13 protein-coding genes are annotated in these 15,898 nt (G+C 42.7%); 7 read left to right on the forward strand and 6 right to left on the reverse strand.

The features are described 5' to 3' along the window. A complete protein-coding gene (betI, locus tag F9Y84_RS16535) occupies nucleotides 1-591 on the reverse strand; it encodes a transcriptional regulator BetI (protein ID WP_147389166.1) in 591 nt (196 codons plus the stop codon). Nucleotides 592-995: 404 nt separating this feature from the next. Between betI and F9Y84_RS16540 the strand changes: the two genes are divergently transcribed. Further along, nucleotides 996-3,119: a TonB-dependent siderophore receptor gene (locus tag F9Y84_RS16540; protein ID WP_147389165.1), complete on the forward strand. Its 2,124-nt coding sequence runs from the start codon at nucleotides 996-998 to the stop codon at nucleotides 3,117-3,119. A 141-nt stretch (nucleotides 3,120-3,260) separates the two neighbouring features. Here the strand turns inward: F9Y84_RS16540 and F9Y84_RS16545 are convergent, their stop codons facing one another. After that, a complete protein-coding gene (locus F9Y84_RS16545; protein WP_147389164.1) occupies nucleotides 3,261-6,365 on the reverse strand; it encodes an efflux RND transporter permease subunit in 3,105 nt (1,034 codons plus the stop codon). Next, nucleotides 6,365-7,534: an efflux RND transporter periplasmic adaptor subunit gene (locus F9Y84_RS16550; protein WP_147389163.1), complete on the reverse strand. Its 1,170-nt coding sequence runs from the start codon at nucleotides 7,532-7,534 to the stop codon at nucleotides 6,365-6,367. Before F9Y84_RS16550 ends, F9Y84_RS16545 begins: the two co-directional genes overlap by 1 nt. Nucleotides 7,535-7,699: 165 nt before the next feature. Here F9Y84_RS16550 and F9Y84_RS16555 point away from each other — a divergent pair, with 165 nt between their 5' ends. From F9Y84_RS16555 to F9Y84_RS16580, 6 genes are all read left to right on the forward strand, one after another. Then, the gene (locus F9Y84_RS16555; protein WP_147389162.1) at nucleotides 7,700-8,521 is read left to right on the forward strand and encodes a nicotianamine synthase family protein; all 822 of its coding nucleotides are present in this window, start codon (nucleotides 7,700-7,702) and stop codon (nucleotides 8,519-8,521) included. 11 nt (nucleotides 8,522-8,532) lie between these two features. Next, nucleotides 8,533-9,792 (forward strand): MDR family MFS transporter, encoded by a 1,260-nt coding sequence (locus F9Y84_RS16560; RefSeq protein WP_225740825.1) that lies wholly within the window; start codon nucleotides 8,533-8,535, stop codon nucleotides 9,790-9,792. A 9-nt stretch (nucleotides 9,793-9,801) separates the two neighbouring features. Continuing rightward, nucleotides 9,802-10,254, forward strand: a complete 453-nt coding sequence (locus tag F9Y84_RS16565) for a hypothetical protein (RefSeq protein WP_125251267.1) — start codon at nucleotides 9,802-9,804, stop codon at nucleotides 10,252-10,254. Between the two features lie 150 nt (nucleotides 10,255-10,404). Beyond that, the gene (locus F9Y84_RS16570; RefSeq protein WP_125251268.1) at nucleotides 10,405-11,127 is read left to right on the forward strand and encodes an ABC transporter ATP-binding protein; all 723 of its coding nucleotides are present in this window, start codon (nucleotides 10,405-10,407) and stop codon (nucleotides 11,125-11,127) included. Nucleotides 11,128-11,152: 25 nt separating this feature from the next. Continuing rightward, entirely contained in the window at nucleotides 11,153-12,592 is a 1,440-nt protein-coding gene (locus F9Y84_RS16575; RefSeq protein ID WP_147389160.1) for an ABC transporter permease, read from the forward strand. Then, the gene (locus F9Y84_RS16580; RefSeq protein WP_147389159.1) at nucleotides 12,579-13,937 is read left to right on the forward strand and encodes a DUF3526 domain-containing protein; all 1,359 of its coding nucleotides are present in this window, start codon (nucleotides 12,579-12,581) and stop codon (nucleotides 13,935-13,937) included. The genes F9Y84_RS16575 and F9Y84_RS16580 overlap by 14 nt, the downstream gene beginning before the upstream one ends. Before the next feature lie 172 nt (nucleotides 13,938-14,109). On the opposite strand, the gene F9Y84_RS16585 is transcribed toward F9Y84_RS16580, so the two are convergent. The 3 genes from F9Y84_RS16585 to F9Y84_RS22280 form a co-directional block, all read right to left on the reverse strand. Beyond that, on the reverse strand, nucleotides 14,110-14,952 hold the full coding sequence (locus F9Y84_RS16585; RefSeq protein ID WP_147389158.1) for a substrate-binding periplasmic protein: 843 nt from the start codon (nucleotides 14,950-14,952) through the stop codon (nucleotides 14,110-14,112). Nucleotides 14,953-15,416: 464 nt separating this feature from the next. Beyond that, nucleotides 15,417-15,545: a hypothetical protein gene (locus F9Y84_RS22485; protein ID WP_263972642.1), complete on the reverse strand. Its 129-nt coding sequence runs from the start codon at nucleotides 15,543-15,545 to the stop codon at nucleotides 15,417-15,419. 47 nt (nucleotides 15,546-15,592) lie between these two features. Then, nucleotides 15,593-15,847 (reverse strand): hypothetical protein, encoded by a 255-nt coding sequence (locus F9Y84_RS22280; protein WP_225740824.1) that lies wholly within the window; start codon nucleotides 15,845-15,847, stop codon nucleotides 15,593-15,595. Between the last annotated feature and the right edge of the window lie 51 nt (nucleotides 15,848-15,898).

The raw sequence follows: 15,898 nt of genomic DNA on the forward strand, positions 1-15,898 counted from the left end.
TTATCCTCCAAACTGCTTAATAAGTGATTGAATGTAGCGTTTTGCGAGCGTTTCGCTGTGATGAAACGCGTGATGGTCGGCTTTACTTAATACGGCTCTAAGCCATAGCCCGTCAATCATGCCTGCGGCAAGTTCTGCCGCTTCTTTTGCCTCAGCTCTTGGCATAAAAGCAGCCAATGACACTGCTAAGTTACTTTGCAATCGGCGACTGTTGACGTGCTGTAGTCGGTGTAATTCATTATCGTGCATAGATTGGGCCCAAAAGCTTAACCAAGTACGCGTCGTGTTGGACTGCTGCTGCACCATGGCAAAGTTAGCTTCCACGATGTACATCAATCGCTGTTCAGCACTACAACCGCCATAGGTTTTATCTAACAAACTATATTTTAGACTGTTTAATAAGTAGCGTACGGTTGCTTCAATTAAGCCTTGTTTACCACCAAAATAGTGGCTGATTATCCCCGAAGAGAGCCCCGCTCTTTTGCTGATACTATTAATTGTGGTTGCTTGTAATCCTAACTCGGCAACTGACTCTAGCGTGGCGTCAATTAGCTGCTGACGACGAACAGGTTCCATTCCGACTTTTGGCATAGCTTTTATTAATTGACCGTTCAATTAAAATAAAGCTTAGGGTGATCAAGATGAGACTTCAAGGTTGACTTTTTGTAAAAAGCCAATTTTTTGACGTTTGTACCTAGGTTAATCCCATGATAGCTAAGGGGTTTTGAAGGATTACAAAAAATCTCAAAAAAAATTTAAAAATCTGATATTTTGCAGGTATTTGCGATAACTTATCGCTTTAACAACTAATTCTCTTCGTGAAGAGCGATGCGCTTTACTGTATAAAATTCCCACATTTATTACTATTTTTAGCAACAATGACACAATACTTATATCACGAATACGCGACATTGATTACTGCTTAACACTTGACCTCATTCATGGTACAGTCACCACAAACAAACGTTATATTATATCATAATGAAGGATTGATAATGACTCCCTTTCACTCTACTTGCCGTTTAAGTGTGATTGCCGTGTCTTTACTGGCAGCATTCTCAGTATCTGCCGATAATGGCATCGAAACCATTGAAGTTACAGGTGAACGCCAAGCCTATCGTGGTGATTTTACCCATCTAATGTCTCCCGAGGCTATATTCGAGTTTGACGCTGAGTTGATGGCACAAACGGGTATCACAGATTTAACACAGGTACTGGACATGTCAGCCTCTGTAAGTCGCCAAAATAGCCTTGGTGGCCTTTGGGACAGCTTTGCTATCCGAGGCTTTTTTGGTGATGAAAACGTCCCAAGTGGTTATTTAGTCAATGGCTTTAATGCTGGACGAGGATTCTCAGGGCCAAGAGATGTTTCTGGTATCGAGCGAGTTGAGGTATTAAAAGGACCAAAAGCGGCTTTATTTGGTCGTGGTGAGCCAGGAGGTTCAATTAACCTTGTTACCAAAAAGCCAACTTTCCAATCATCTAGTGAAATAGAGCTCACCGCAGGCAGCAGGGCTCACCGTAGAATAGAAGGTGACATAAATACTGTATTTTCTGATTCAGTCGCAGGTCGCTTCATTGGTTTCTACGAAGAAGAGGAGAGCTTTCGTGATACCATCGAAACCCAAAAACACGGGATGATGGCATCGTTTGTGTTTGATCAAAGCTCAGACTCAAGCTGGCAGTACGATTTTGAGTATGCAGAGCAAGAGATCCCGTTTGACCGCGGGATCATAGCACCCAATGGCAACTTTGATTTTATGCCAATCGAGCGCTTTCTTGGTGAGCCAGGAGATGGCCCCACCACGACAATGGTGCACGGTCATCAACTGCAATGGCTATATGATTTAAATAATGACTGGCAACTGAGCTCTGCACTGGCTTTTAGACAAACAGAATTAGATAGTCTATCGAGCGATGCCGATATTTCACCGTCAAGACAAAAACTGTATCGTGATTTTCAAACGCTGACACGCCAACATCGCCAACGTGCTTACGATACCGATCAATATGTTGCACGCTTCGAACTCGCTGGAGATTTAGTGACAGGGTCAATTAAGCATCATATCATTGTTGGTGTAGATTATGACCGTTTTGAATTCGACCGTGATTATCGCGTTGCTCGAGCTCCCGCTTTAAGTACTAACCCAACCGATGCACAGTTGTATGCGATTAACATCCATCAACCAGTGTATGGTCAATATCCTTCACCAACCCCAAGCCCAGTCATTATTCGCCAGCAAAATCAATGGGCGACAGGTATCTATATTCAAGATCAAATCGCTCTGACTGAGGCACTGCAAATTCGTATTGGTGGTCGCTTCGACTGGCTAAAACAGACCACCGATGACAAGATAAGCATGAAAAGTGCAGATCAATCTGAACAGCACTTTAGCCCACAAATGGGTGTGGTGTATCAGCTCAATGATAACTGGTCGCTCTACTCAACATACGGTGAAGGATACCGCTTAAATTTTGGCACTGATCATCTAGGAAACGGCTTTGATCCAAACCAAAGCGAATCAATAGAGGTTGGTAGTAAGTGGTCATTATTAGACAACAATGTCGACATTACACTGACATACTTTGATAGTGAACAAAGCAACATCATTGTGGCGGACGTACAAAACCCTGGATATAGCGCGGCGATTGGTGAAGCCACAAGTGAGGGGGTTGAGTTGGATATCATCGGTCAATTGCCTGCTGATGCCCAAATTCAATTTTCGTATACCTATCTAGATGCGCAGGTCAGTAAAGATTCTATAGATACAGGATTAGGTGTAGCCATCAGAAAGGGTGATGATCTACTTAATATTCCAGAAAATGCGGCGAGCATACAATTACGACAGCAATACACCGTGTATGGTAATACTTTGTCCGCAGGTGTTGGTGCGCAATATGTCGATGAGCGATTAGGCCAGCGTGGTAGCGATTTTTACCTTCCTTCTTATGTTACAGTCAATTTATTTGCAGAGTATGCAATCAGTGACAGATGGTCTGTGAAAGCGCAGGTACATAACGCCTTTGACCGCGAGCATTTTACTAATTCATATTCACAGATGTGGGTACAGCCTGGTGAGCCTCGTAAGGTGCTGCTATCGACGTCTTATCAGTTCTAATTAACGCCATTTTGTGTGTCCACGCTCTCCCTTGACTGGACACACTCTTTTTACTTCAACAAGGCACATGCCTGACCTTTAAGTCTCAAGCCCAAATACATTTTGGGCTTTTTTATGCGCTAAAAGCAGAGCTTGGAGTCCTTAAGCTGCGCCATCGACAGACTTTTTAAATCCATAGAGAAATACCTGCTTAATATCTTCTAACATCATGTACAAGCACGGCACCATTATTAAAGTAACAACCGTCGCAAATAATACTGAAAAGCTCAAAGAAATCGCTGTTGGGATCACAAATTGAGCTTGTAAGCTTGATTCAAACATAATGGGGACGAGTCCCAGAAAGGTTGTCAATGAAGTAAGTAAAATGGCACGAAAGCGACCAATCCCAGCCTGGAGCACCGCTGATTTAGTACTTTGACCTACGGATCTCTGCGTGTTCACAACATCGGTCATGACTAAAGAGTCATTGATCACCACCCCAGCTGCAGCAACGATGCCAAAGACTGACATCATACTCAAGCTATAGCCAAGGAAGTAATGCCCCCACAATGCGCCCACAGCAGCAAAGGGGATCACAGACATCACGATTATTGGCTGAAGGTAACTTTTAAGAGGAAGTGCCAATAAACAGTAAACCACCAACAATCCAATCAGCCCAAACGTCAGTACCTCACTTTGCTCTTGGCGCTGATCTTCAAGCGCTATTCCAGGCTGAGTGGTAAGCCCACTGTGTGCTTGACTGAGTGCAGGTAAAAGTTGTGATTCAATCTGTTCGACCACCTTACTAATTGTATTATGCTGCTCATCAACGTCCGCGCTGATTGTTGCGACTTGATAACCTTGCTCCCGAGTGATGTCTGATAAGCCAGGCACCGCTACTGTGTTGGCAATATCACCAAAAAAGACCTGTTCGCCGTTATCTAAAGTAATCAGTGTATAGGCAAGGGCGCTCAATTGATGACGCTGGGCTTTTGTTCCGCGTACTTTAAATACAACTTCTTGGCCTTCACGCATTACTCGCTGCACCTCAATACCATAAAAATGAGCAGCAACTTGTCGTGTCACCTCTTTTGCACTGAGCTGTAACTGATATGCGAGTGGCTTTAGCTGGATTTGATATTCAAGCTGCGCACTATCTAATGATGAGTAAACCCCATAAACACCAGCGGTCCCATTAAGCCTATCAACAAAGTCACGACTGGCAGCATACAATGTGCTTGCGTCAGGGGCATATAAACGGTATTCAATATCACTTTTCTCAGCAATATCAATTACGTCAGACTCTATTGTCAGCTTTTTCACCCCTGGTATATCTGGTAATTGCGCTCGCCAGCGCTTTGCCAGCTCAAACGTATCAAAGGGACGTAACGCTTCGGCTACTAGAGGTACTACTACCTCAGCCTCTTTTAGGTGGTCAATACGGGTATACATTGCGTCCATCATAGGTTTGCCCGTCTCGGCTTGAATATCCTGCTCAACTTGCACGATGAGAGCTTCAATTTGTTCAACCGCAGCAAGCGTTTGCGCCTCAGATACAGCGTGATCCATCTGAATATTAATTGAAGGGTAATCGTGTGGTACTTTTGGTACCGCAGTAAAGCGCAGTAAACCACTGGCTAATAAGCAAATAGAAAATACTAACAGGCAAACAAAACCTACTATCACAGCATAACGATAGTGAATACAGCGTCTCAGAAGGGGCGCATAATAGTGGTGCAATAGGGAATAAAAACGGTCATTAAAGCGTTGACGCCAATGCGTCTTTGGTTTTGGCGCGAGTTGAACTGAGGCTAGATGAGCGGGCAAGATCAGCTTAGATTCGATCAAGCTAAATAATAAGCACAAAATACAAACCCCTGCGATAGCAATAAACTGTCCGGAGTTCGGCCCACTACTGAACATAAACGGCATAAAAATAGCGACTGTCGTGAGCACGCCGAAAGTAGCTGGCATTGCCACTTTTTTTGCACCTTGTACCACTTGTGCTGGAGAATGGCCGTTTAATTCAGTCTGCTCACAGATACTCTCTCCAATCACAATAGCATCATCCACCACTATGCCCAGCACCATGATAAACGCAAATAATGAAACTAAATTCATAGTGATACCAAATATCGGCATTAACCAAAATGCGCCAAGCATCGCAACAGGTAGACCTAACATCACCCACACAGCCAGTTTGGTGCGTAAAAACACGGCCAAAACAATAAATACCAAAAGGGCACCTTGCGCAAGATTATTCAGCATCATGGATAGTCGACCATCAAGGTACACTGTGACATCAACAAACTCGTACACTTGAAGATGTTCAGGCAAAGCTTGTCGTTTGAAGTCAATGTAAGCTTTTACTTGCGCAACAACATCGGTGAGCGATTGCGCCTTTTCGCCAAGCACCATTATGTAAACTGCTTGTTGGCCATTAAAGCGCCCCGCATCTAACGTTTCTTGAAAACCATCTTTGATAATTGCAATATCGCCAAGTCGAACAATTTCCCCCAACGGTCCTGTAATAATGGGTATGTTTTTCAGATCATTACCCTGATAACCACGCTGTGCTAGTCGCAGGTAAATATTACCTCTAGCCGTTTTTATTTGACCCGCTGATAAGTTATCTGCATTCATTTGAATTGCCTGTACGACCTCAGATAGGCTCAGCGCGTATTTTTGTAGTTTGAGTGGAGTCAGCTCAATGGCTACCTCATAATCAGGGAGTGCTGATACCTCTACATGTGATATTCCCTCTAGTTGCAGCAGCTCCTGTTTAAACTCGTTTCCGAGCTTTTTCAGCTCAAGTGGGTCATCAGCTCCAGATAACACAACACTTAATGCCCGTTGACGCTGAGCACTTTCAACAATCTGCAACGGTTCCATAGCGGTAGGAAATGTCGCGATAGCATCTAATTTCATCTTGATTTCGTCTAGGCGATACGCCAAATCTTGGTCATTTTCTAATTCAATTTCTATCTTTGCTCTGGAAGCTGAAGCAAAACTAGTGAGACGCTTAATACCAACCTGTGACTGTAGTGCTTGCTCTATTTTGACCAGTATGTTTTCTTCAATTTCGTTAGCAGGTGCACCCAATAACGTGGCTGTAACGACGATTTTATTATTTTCAGATACCGGAAAGGTTTGTCGTTGGATCCCTTGATAGCTCAATAGCCCCATACAAACAATAAACAGCATTAACAAATTAGCCGCGACAGGGTGGTGTACAAAATAGCTAATGAGTTTACCTTGCGAACCCATTATTCATCTCCTTTAACAGCCAATTGCGTATGCGCCGTATTAGTGCGAACTTGCATGCCGGCTTGAGGATAGTCAGGTAAGTGAGTAACCAGCTGGTGGTCGGTATACGGTGGTGCGCTTATCAATACACTATTGTGCTCCCTGCGTAGCACATTAACAGGAAACTGTACTAGCTGTTGCGTTGGACTCACTAACCAGAGCATTTCGTTTTTTATCCACTCCTGCGGAATTTTCAATACATTTTTCAGTATATTACCAGGCACTTGTGCCTGTAAGAACTGACCAAAGTGTATCGCGGGTAACGTGCTGTGTAAGGCATAAGGATCTTCTACTTTTATTAGAAAGTAAGCCATTCTCGTGCGCTCACTTAATAGCCCTGTATGGCGTGTTAGTGTGCCTACACGCTGTATATCATCAGCTGTAATTGTCACTTCAGATACAGGCAAAGGTGGCAAAAATGGCAAATCAAATTGAGCGATAGGTACGTGCAGCTCTCCATAGCTCAGATTAACCACAATACCGAGCTGCTGACCGATGTTAATCACCTGCCCAAGTCCAGTATCACGACGTGTGACTAACGCATCATAGGGTGCGTAATACTTTGTTCTAGCTAGATTCTTTTGTGCCTGAGCAAGTCCAGCTTCAGCCGCTTTAAGATGTGCTCTAGCACTGGATACTTGAGGCTCTCTCAGCGCAAGCTCTGTAACATGAGGGTTATTTTCCCACTCTTTTTTTGCAACCTTTGCCAGTGCTAACTGTTCAGATAAGTGTGATTGTGCCAATGCCAATTCAGCCTGCTTGTTTAAAAGTTGGGTCTGATAATCAAACGGGTCTAGTCGCGCCAGCACCTCCCCTTTTTTAACTATTCCCCCAACAACAAACGCCTCATGCAGCCATACAACCTTTCCTGAAACTTCAAATGCAACATCTGTTTGCTCTGCGGGCTTTAATATTCCCGATAGTGACAAGCTTACTTGATGATCAGTAACAGCTATGGGTACACTTGATACCAAAGGAAAAACCGCTTGCGATGTGTGCGTATTGGCAGGTACTTTTGTCACCCCAAACAATGCAAAGCAAGCTGTGACCCCCACCAACAATACGAGTATTAGGGCAGATACTCTCCCCCTAAACTTATGATAAAGAGACTTATTTTTATTTTCTTTCATCAAAAATTCTCAACATGATGCCTTGTGAAAATAGTAAATTATTTGTTTTTAAATTAACTAAGCCTCTCACTTAGATAAAAATTTTTAAATAATTTTGTTTACACATAAATAACCAGTGAGTTATGTTATAACATAAAATAGGAACAGTATAGTAGTGACTTACTTATGACTTTAATGAATCACGTTGAAGACCATGCTTCACAAATTGTGGCAATGTATGAGCATATTCACAGTATGGAATCGTTGACGATAAATGCGCAAACAATGGCTACGTTTGACCAATTTTTAGGGTTGTTATCGAACGAACATGGCAGTGAATTTGCCACACAAGTGTTAGCACAAGCCAAAATAGAAGCAGTGAAGCCACAAATCCAACATCTGTTTAGTATGGCATCCAGTTTATATGAACAGCACTGGGCACAACGCCTTGTGGCTAGTACCGCAGCTCAACAACTCCTGATTGAAGAGTATCCTTATTTTAATCACTATCAGCGTGCGACAGGGCTTGAGATAAACGCCGTCAAATCTTTAGCAGAGCAGCCCATAGAGCATGTACTAATGGTGGGCTCAGGCGCGTTGCCACTTACTTCGCTGGCACTACATCAGGCGGGCTTACAGGTTGATAACCTAGATATTCAACAAGATGACTTATTGTTAGGCAAACAGGTTTGTGATGCTCTTGCCAGTGGCAACGAAATGAATTTCATTCACAATGATATTTGTCAACAACAGAATTTGGCGAAATACGATGTGATCTGGCTCGCCGCTTTGGTCGGTGATGAGCAAATTAAAAACAGCATCATCACTCATTTATTTGAGCAAATGCGCCCCGGCGCACAACTCGTGGTAAGAACAGCATTCAATTTACGGACATTGTTATATCCAAGTGTTGATGAATCAGGGTTAGCACCGTTTCAACTGAAACTAAAAATTCAAACCTATGCTGACAATTTCCATTCTATTTTGATTGCACAAAAACCGATTTAGCTATGATCTCTATGTTTAACACCTACCTCAAACTTAGCAGTGAATACCGCTGGATGCTGTTTGCAGCCTTTATATTCAACCTTGGCTTTTACATGCTAATTCCATTTTTAGCAGGCTACCTAAAACAAGATCTATTACTAAGCGCGACACTGGTTGGCTTGGTCTTAGGTGTACGCTCGTTTTGCCAACAAGGGCTATTTTTAGTTGGCGGATTATTGGCTGATTTATTTGGAGTGAAAAAGCTTATTGTCGTCGGGTGTCTCCTACGAGCACTCGGTTTTTGTCTGTTTTTGTTTTCTCATATTGTTGAACTGCTTTTCTTAGCTGCCTTTTTAACCGGGTTTGCAGGGGCGTTATTCACTCCTGCTGCACAGTCTTACTTTTCAAAGCAAACCGAGCTGAGTCGCGCGCAAATGTTTGCGCTGGTTGGTGTTGCCAGAAATGGGGGAGAATTACTCGGCCCAGTCTGTGGTCTGATGTTGATAAGTGTTAGCTTTGATACCTTGTGTATAGTGTCAGCACTGCCTTTTGCACTCTTTGCGCTCATTTTTACTGTATTACTAAACGATAAATCCACAACCAAACACCAAGAAACCGCACAACCTAACGCAGATAGCACGGGTGTACGGGCAATGATCCAAGGTGTGTTGAGTAATCGCCCGTTTATTCTGTTCTCACTGATCATGTCTGGCTATTTTATGTTAATAAATCAGATTTCGTTTGCGATCCCGCTTCACATTGTAAGTCAGTCAGGTACAACAAAAGAAGTCGCTTGGGTATTAACATTATGCGCGCTGATCTCAATCTGCTTTCAGTTCCCGGTCACCCGTTTATGTGAACGCTGGTTGTCACCGAGTCAGTGGATCAGTATAGGTATTGCACTAATGGGATTATCATTTGCCACCTTGCTTGTAGATTGGCCTTATCAATCGGGCATATTGTATTACTTACCACTTAGTCTATTAGCGACTGTATTTACACTCGGCACTATGGTGAGTTTCCCATTTATCATGAGTCAAATATCTTTACTTGCACAAGATAAATCGGTCGCAACACATTACGGATTTTTCTATTTATTTGCAGGTGCAGGGTTAATCATTGGTAGCAGTGTAGTAGGGGCAGCCTTTGATTACACGGCTCATCACGACTATCTCGCTTGGTATAGCCTGATCATAATCGGTGTCGGCACGGCTTTACTTAACACTATGTTTATGTCTGCACACCAAGTTAACAACCACATTCAAACAACCAATCCATCTACATCAAAGTAAGGGTTAACCATGATTCAACTTACTCAAGCGCAGCAACGAGCCTATATGTCAGACTATCTTGAAAATGGCTGGCGTGAAGAGCGCATGTCTTTCAGTTCCGTGTCGTTGGAACCTGGATATATTGAGGGGCGCGTTAATGTTGAGCACTTTCAAATGCCAGGAGATGGTCGTTTTCATTTCAGCGCACAAAGCGCCATGATTTGGATCTCTCAGCTCGGTATTATTTATGGGTGTTGGGATAACCAACTAACCGAAAAAGTAGGAGAGGTCTACCTAAGAGATCTAGACATTAAGTTCAAACGCACCATCAATACCACTGAAGCCGTCAAATTTGAGGGGTTTTTTCCTAAACACTGCAAAAAACAATTATCAAACGACCTTGTTTACTATAAAAATGCACAGATCCGTGTAGAGGGTGGTGCTTTTGCGGGCACGGCTAGCTTTCTGGTACCAATATGCTAACGCAGCAAATAAAAACTGTTCCTATTTAGATAAAAGATGATATGTTATAACCAAACATGTCATTCTACAATTTGACCACATGCGCTCTGTATTCCTACCCCCAAGGCATCACTTTGCACATGTGGTTTTAATCACATCAGGGAGTTTTTTGTGTTAGAAGCCAAACAATTAACAAAATCTTTTACGGGAAAACGGGTGATCACGGATCTGAGCTTTAAAGTTGAGCAAGGTGAGATCATGTGTTTGTTGGGTGCAAACGGCGCGGGAAAAAGCACAACATTAAATATTTTTCTTAACTTTTTACAGCCCGATAGTGGACAGGCTCTGATTGATGGTGTGGAGGTAAATCAGCATACCAATAGCAAAGATAAGTTGGTGTATCTACCAGAGCAGGTAAACCTATATCAAGAGTTTAATGCCATTGATAACCTCAAATACTTGGCAAGCCTTGCTGGGCTAACTGTCAGTGAAACCCAAATTCATGCGGCGTTAGATGAAACAGGGCTTGAACAACAGGCAAGAAAACAGTCTTTAAAAAACTACTCTAAAGGAATGAGACAAAAAGTAGGGATAGCGTTTGCGATTATGCGCCAAGCAAAAGTGCTGTTATTAGATGAACCTACTTCAGGACTAGATCCAAGTGCAACCCTTGAATTTATTCGCATCATCGAGAGGCTTGCAAATAAGGGAGCTGCTATTTTAATGGTGACTCATGACTTTTATTGCGCACACACGCTTGCAGATAAAATCGGCATTATGGATAAAGGAAAATTGCTGACCCTACTGGATAATAAAAAGCTACCGCTAAGTAGTTTAGAAACCACTTACCACGAACTTATCTCTGGAACCGCGACGATCCGTGCAGCTAGTTAGTCTTTAAATAGGAATTGTCCCGTCTATGAATAATAAAATAATACAAATTTGTCGTCACGAGTTGGCTAGTAAGCGGAAAAGTCCGGTCTTATGGTTATTATTTGTGATGATCCAATTATTGCTGGTTGTTGCACTTTTTACTGGTTGGCAGCAGTACCAACAAAGCATGAATATGCAAACCAAAGCGCAGCAGCTGGTCGAGCAACAATGGAATGCACAACCTGATCGGCACCCACATCGCGTCGCGCATTTTGGTCACTTTGCATTTCGACCACCTAGCGCTCTTAGCTTCTTTGATCTAGGTGTTAATGCCTGGGTAGGCGACAGTATCTTCTTAGAAGCACATAAACAAAACAGTGCCAATTTTGCCACCGATCAGGACGGAGGAACATTACTGCGTTTTTCTGAGCTAAGTAGTGCCAATATTTTATTGCTGATCTGGCCGTTGCTGATTATTGCACTGGGCTTTGCAAGTGTTAGTGGAGAGAAAAAAAGCGGTACTCTTCGGCAATTAATGTCAATGGGTGTGCCATTTCGGGCACTGATCGCAGGCAAAAGCCTGAGTTATTTATGCTTGTCTGTTATTTTTATCTTGCCAGTGTTTGTGCTCGCACTCGGTCTTGCTGCCAGTACGGGCGCTCAGTTTTCATCGGAAGCCCCAATTAGACTGCTACTACTCTTTGCGCTTTACCTTGTATACTGCCTGTTCTGGATAGCTATTACCTTGCTTGTATCAAGTACGGTAAAGGCACCAAAACAAGCATTGGTATTACTTACGTCAATATGGTTTATCCTCACAATACTTATGCCAAGAATGCTTGCTGAGTTTGCACATCACCAATATCCACATCAAAAGCGCAATGATTTCGAGCTTGCTGTAAAACTAGATAACCGGAAAGTCGGAAACAGTCATAACCCAGATGATCCCTATTTTAGTAAGTTTCGTGCAGATACACTGGAAAAATATGGCGTATCAACCGTAGAAGAACTGCCAATTAATTACAAAGGGCTAGTAATGCAAGAGGGAGAAAGGCTCAATGCTGAGATCTACAAAAAGCATTATCAGCAACAACTAGAAAAGTTTGAGTCACAGCAACAATTTGTCAGTCAATTCTACTGGTTAAATCCATACCTGTTTGTTCGAGACTTTTCGATGGCATTAACACGTACCGATACACGTCATTTTCTGGACTTTGAGCAACAAGCTGAAGCCCACAGATATGCCCGTATTCAAAAGCTCAATCAGTTGCACACTCATGAAATCCACCACCACAACGACAGGGCACAACGGGTTGATAAATCCTACTGGCAAACATTTGAAGCATTTACCTATGCCACACCACGCTTAAGTTGGTCTCTCAAGGTATTTTCCTTATCTTGGTTTTTGCCACTCATTGTTGTTGTGCTGCTATTTACTTTCTTAAATTCCAACAAGATGCAAAGGAGAATTTATGCTGCTGTTTAAACTCGAATGTAAGCGCTTGTTTGCAGGTACGGTTAATAAACTAGTACTCGTACTGTTTCTCCTATCTGGTATTTTTGCTATCTACCAAGGTGCATTGGGATACAAGTCTATACGTATTGACCAATATAAATCGACAGTGGTATTTCAAAAAGAGCGCGAGCATGTCAGTAGCCGTGAAGCTTTGCCTGAGCCTGGCTCTTTGGCTTATTACGCCAGCGCACCAACACAATGGCAGCTAAGTCCATGGGCTGCATTATTTGTGGGGGAAACTTCCTCTTCAATGGTCGCAGCGAAGATCCGCGCCACCGCATTACAGAGTCAAATATATAACCGTGAAATCGTCAATCCAAGCCAACAGCGCGCTGGTGGCTTAGATTTGGGGTTTGTATTGGTTTACTTTTTACCTTTGGTGATAGGGATACTCACTGTCACACTCATTTCTGATGAGCAACATGCTGGGCGCTGGCGCTTACTCAATGCCATGCCTCGTAGTGTATTTTCATTAGTGGGAAAACAAATTGCATTACGATTTGTTGTGATCTGGTTCATGGTTGCCCTGTTACTGATCAGTGCAGCACTATTATTGTCTTTACCTTTCGATATTTTCTTCTGGACAGTACTTGGTGCAACTAGTCTGTATATGGTGTTTTGGTTTGCACTGGCAGCCATTATCATGAGCTTCGGTAAAAATAGTGTGTTCAATAGCCTAACTTACCTCAGCAGTTGGGTGGTATTAGCGCTATTGTTACCAGGGGCTGTGCACTTATATTTGTCAAATCAGTACCACAGTGATGCGCCTCTTGAAATCACGCTACAGCTGCGTATGACACTCAATGATGGCTGGGATCAAGACAAGCAAGCAACGTTAGATGCTTTTGTGGCTAAAGAGAGCAAATGGAGTAATACAGCACCACTGGGGGAAGCATTTGATTGGAAGTGGTACTATGCCCAGCAACACATGAGTGACATTGCCGTTCAAGATCAAGTGGAAGCATATAGGCGCAGTAATGCAGCTCGTCAAAATCAGTTACAAAAGCTCAGTGTGCTATCTCCTGCACTGTTTTTTCAGCTTTCGTTGAATGAACTGGCCAAAACCAGTGGCAACTTTCAAATCAAATACCAACAACAAATAGCTGATTATCACCAAACAATTCGCCATTATTTTTACGACTTTTTGTTTTTTGATAAACAGGTAAGTCGCCAAGATATCGCTGACTTTCCAAAATTTGAACCACAGACCATGGTAGCGCAAGGTGGTTCATGGAAGTTGCCTTTAAGCACCGCAGTGGTAGCGCTGATGTTAATGATAGCTATTGTGAGGATCCGCAAAGTAAAAGTCATATAACCTTTTAACGTATATGGATAAGCACCGTCCATATACGTTATTCACCAAAGTATTGAAGAGTACGTAGCCCAAACTCAGGATAAGAAGTTAGTTAAGCTGAGGTTTGAATAAGAAACTTTTAACGCAGTTAGCGTCAGAGTTGCCCCTTCAAATTGAACAAGTATTAATGGTGTTAATGCGACTGCACTGGCAACAGATGAGTAAATTGGTTGGGTTCTGTCGTTGTATCAAGGATGAGATTAGATTGGTAGGTACTAACTAATAGCTCTATTTTGGGTTTTAACTGCACTATCGCATCGTTAATTTTACTGATTAATCTTGGGCTAAAAACGCCATTTCTGAGCAAAAAATGTACTTGATTATCGTGTACCACGTACGGCCAAGCTTTTGCAGAGTCTAACCCCTGCTCATTAATAAAATAACTACCAGTTATCACATCATCAACCACAAAGTCGACTCGGCGCTTCATCAGCATTTCTATCCTGCGCTTCGCGCTAGCAATACCAACAAACTGTTCTTTGTAGCGCGTATCATTTTTTAACGTAGCAAGCTCTTGACCATAGAAAGAGCCAATGCTTAACCCAATCGTTTTTGTCTGTTTGACAAGTGACTCTAAACTGGGAATTTCCATCGCAGGAGACAACGAGAATAAGCGCATTCGCTCAAAACGGTAGGGAAGGGTAAAATCACCGTAGCGCTCCCTATCTTTGGTATAGCTGACCATCACAGCAACATCAATGACCCCTTTTGTCATTTCTTCAAACGTCCGAGCGCTTGAAGGCAAGCGTATATAATTAGTACATATCGAGACATGTTGAAACACCATTTCAGCAATATCAACATCCAGACCCCAAGGCCCTAACTGATCAAAAGCCGTTAACGGTGGCCAATCTGCAACAACACCGATATTAACTGTTTTGCTGCATTCACTGGCATATGCAGGGGTAAATACCACTCCCCACACCAAGGTAGCCATGCCAATCAAGTTATTCACTGATATGTAATGCTTAACCATGGCACCTCGTGAGCAAGTCTATGACAATCGGCCTTATAGCATGACACTCCGTTCATTACATAGGCACAATCGATGTTAGTAACGATATATTTACCTAAAGCCTAGATTACAATGCCTGATTATTAAACTATTTAAATCAAAAAACACAACGATGCTCACTGGAGCAAAAGAGTGTGACGTAACCTCCCCGTTACATCGCGCATGTTTTAGCAACTCATGGCAGGTATTCGCATACCTCTGCAATATAGATATTAAATAGATGATCGATTCTAAAGGCGACCTCAAACGAAGGGGAATACTTGACAGCTTCAATGATCATAACCGCTCGCTTCGTAACGCCCAATTCGCTTAGCAAGTTCTTTTTGTGTCATCTTCCGCTCATAAAACGTAGCATTTTGCTTTTGTTTTTTATTGGTAAATCAGCCATAGACAGCTCCCAAACAATCTTTGACGAGCAGCCTTCCTTAACTGACCAATTCAGCGAGCAGAAATGCAATCACTAAAATATGAAGTGGTGCAAATAGTAGTTCAAATGGAAGTGCTTGCGGCCAATTTTGCGCTTCAACAGAATACTGGAAAATCGAGATACACACATCAACCTAAAGTACCCAATAGGCAAATTTTCCCCCTGGTAATGCAATCAACTTTCCCGCTCATCTAACGGCTTATCCATATCTCTATCGCTAACAGGGGGCAGTAGTAGCAGATCTACAATAGATGTCACCATAGCAATAACAATCACCTTGGGTAATAATCCTGACACCCAACTCGGAGCTCGACTTAACGGCTCCGTAGCCGCAGTTATTTCGCCTAGATAAATACAAGATATAGTAATCGTTAAATCACGGAAACTCTGCAAGTCTAAAAACGCTTTAATCTTGTTGCTGCTTTCCATATTATCTTCAATTTACTCAGGGCTAAGTATTTTTGCTTCAGGTAAAGTTCA

It is taken from the genome of Pseudoalteromonas peptidolytica, assembly GCF_012641745.1.
In the GTDB taxonomy this organism is placed as follows: domain Bacteria; phylum Pseudomonadota; class Gammaproteobacteria; order Enterobacterales; family Alteromonadaceae; genus Pseudoalteromonas; species Pseudoalteromonas peptidolytica.

What these genes read in the sequence shown, in the direction of transcription:
- F9Y84_RS16550 (WP_147389163.1), bottom strand. Translation starts at nt 7,534, where the DNA reads ATGAAAGAAAATAAAAATAAGTCTCTTTATCATAAGTTTAGGGGGAGA.
- F9Y84_RS16540 (WP_147389165.1), top strand. Translation starts at nt 996, where the DNA reads ATGACTCCCTTTCACTCTACTTGCCGTTTAAGTGTGATTGCCGTGTCT.
- F9Y84_RS22280 (WP_225740824.1), bottom strand. Translation starts at nt 15,847, where the DNA reads ATGGAAAGCAGCAACAAGATTAAAGCGTTTTTAGACTTGCAGAGTTTC.
- F9Y84_RS16545 (WP_147389164.1), bottom strand. Translation starts at nt 6,365, where the DNA reads ATGGGTTCGCAAGGTAAACTCATTAGCTATTTTGTACACCACCCTGTC.
- F9Y84_RS16555 (WP_147389162.1), top strand. Translation starts at nt 7,700, where the DNA reads ATGACTTTAATGAATCACGTTGAAGACCATGCTTCACAAATTGTGGCA.
- F9Y84_RS16560 (WP_225740825.1), top strand. Translation starts at nt 8,533, where the DNA reads ATGTTTAACACCTACCTCAAACTTAGCAGTGAATACCGCTGGATGCTG.
- F9Y84_RS16565 (WP_125251267.1), top strand. Translation starts at nt 9,802, where the DNA reads ATGATTCAACTTACTCAAGCGCAGCAACGAGCCTATATGTCAGACTAT.
- F9Y84_RS16575 (WP_147389160.1), top strand. Translation starts at nt 11,153, where the DNA reads ATGAATAATAAAATAATACAAATTTGTCGTCACGAGTTGGCTAGTAAG.
- betI (WP_147389166.1), bottom strand. Translation starts at nt 591, where the DNA reads ATGCCAAAAGTCGGAATGGAACCTGTTCGTCGTCAGCAGCTAATTGAC.
- F9Y84_RS16585 (WP_147389158.1), bottom strand. Translation starts at nt 14,952, where the DNA reads ATGGTTAAGCATTACATATCAGTGAATAACTTGATTGGCATGGCTACC.
- F9Y84_RS16580 (WP_147389159.1), top strand. Translation starts at nt 12,579, where the DNA reads ATGCTGCTGTTTAAACTCGAATGTAAGCGCTTGTTTGCAGGTACGGTT.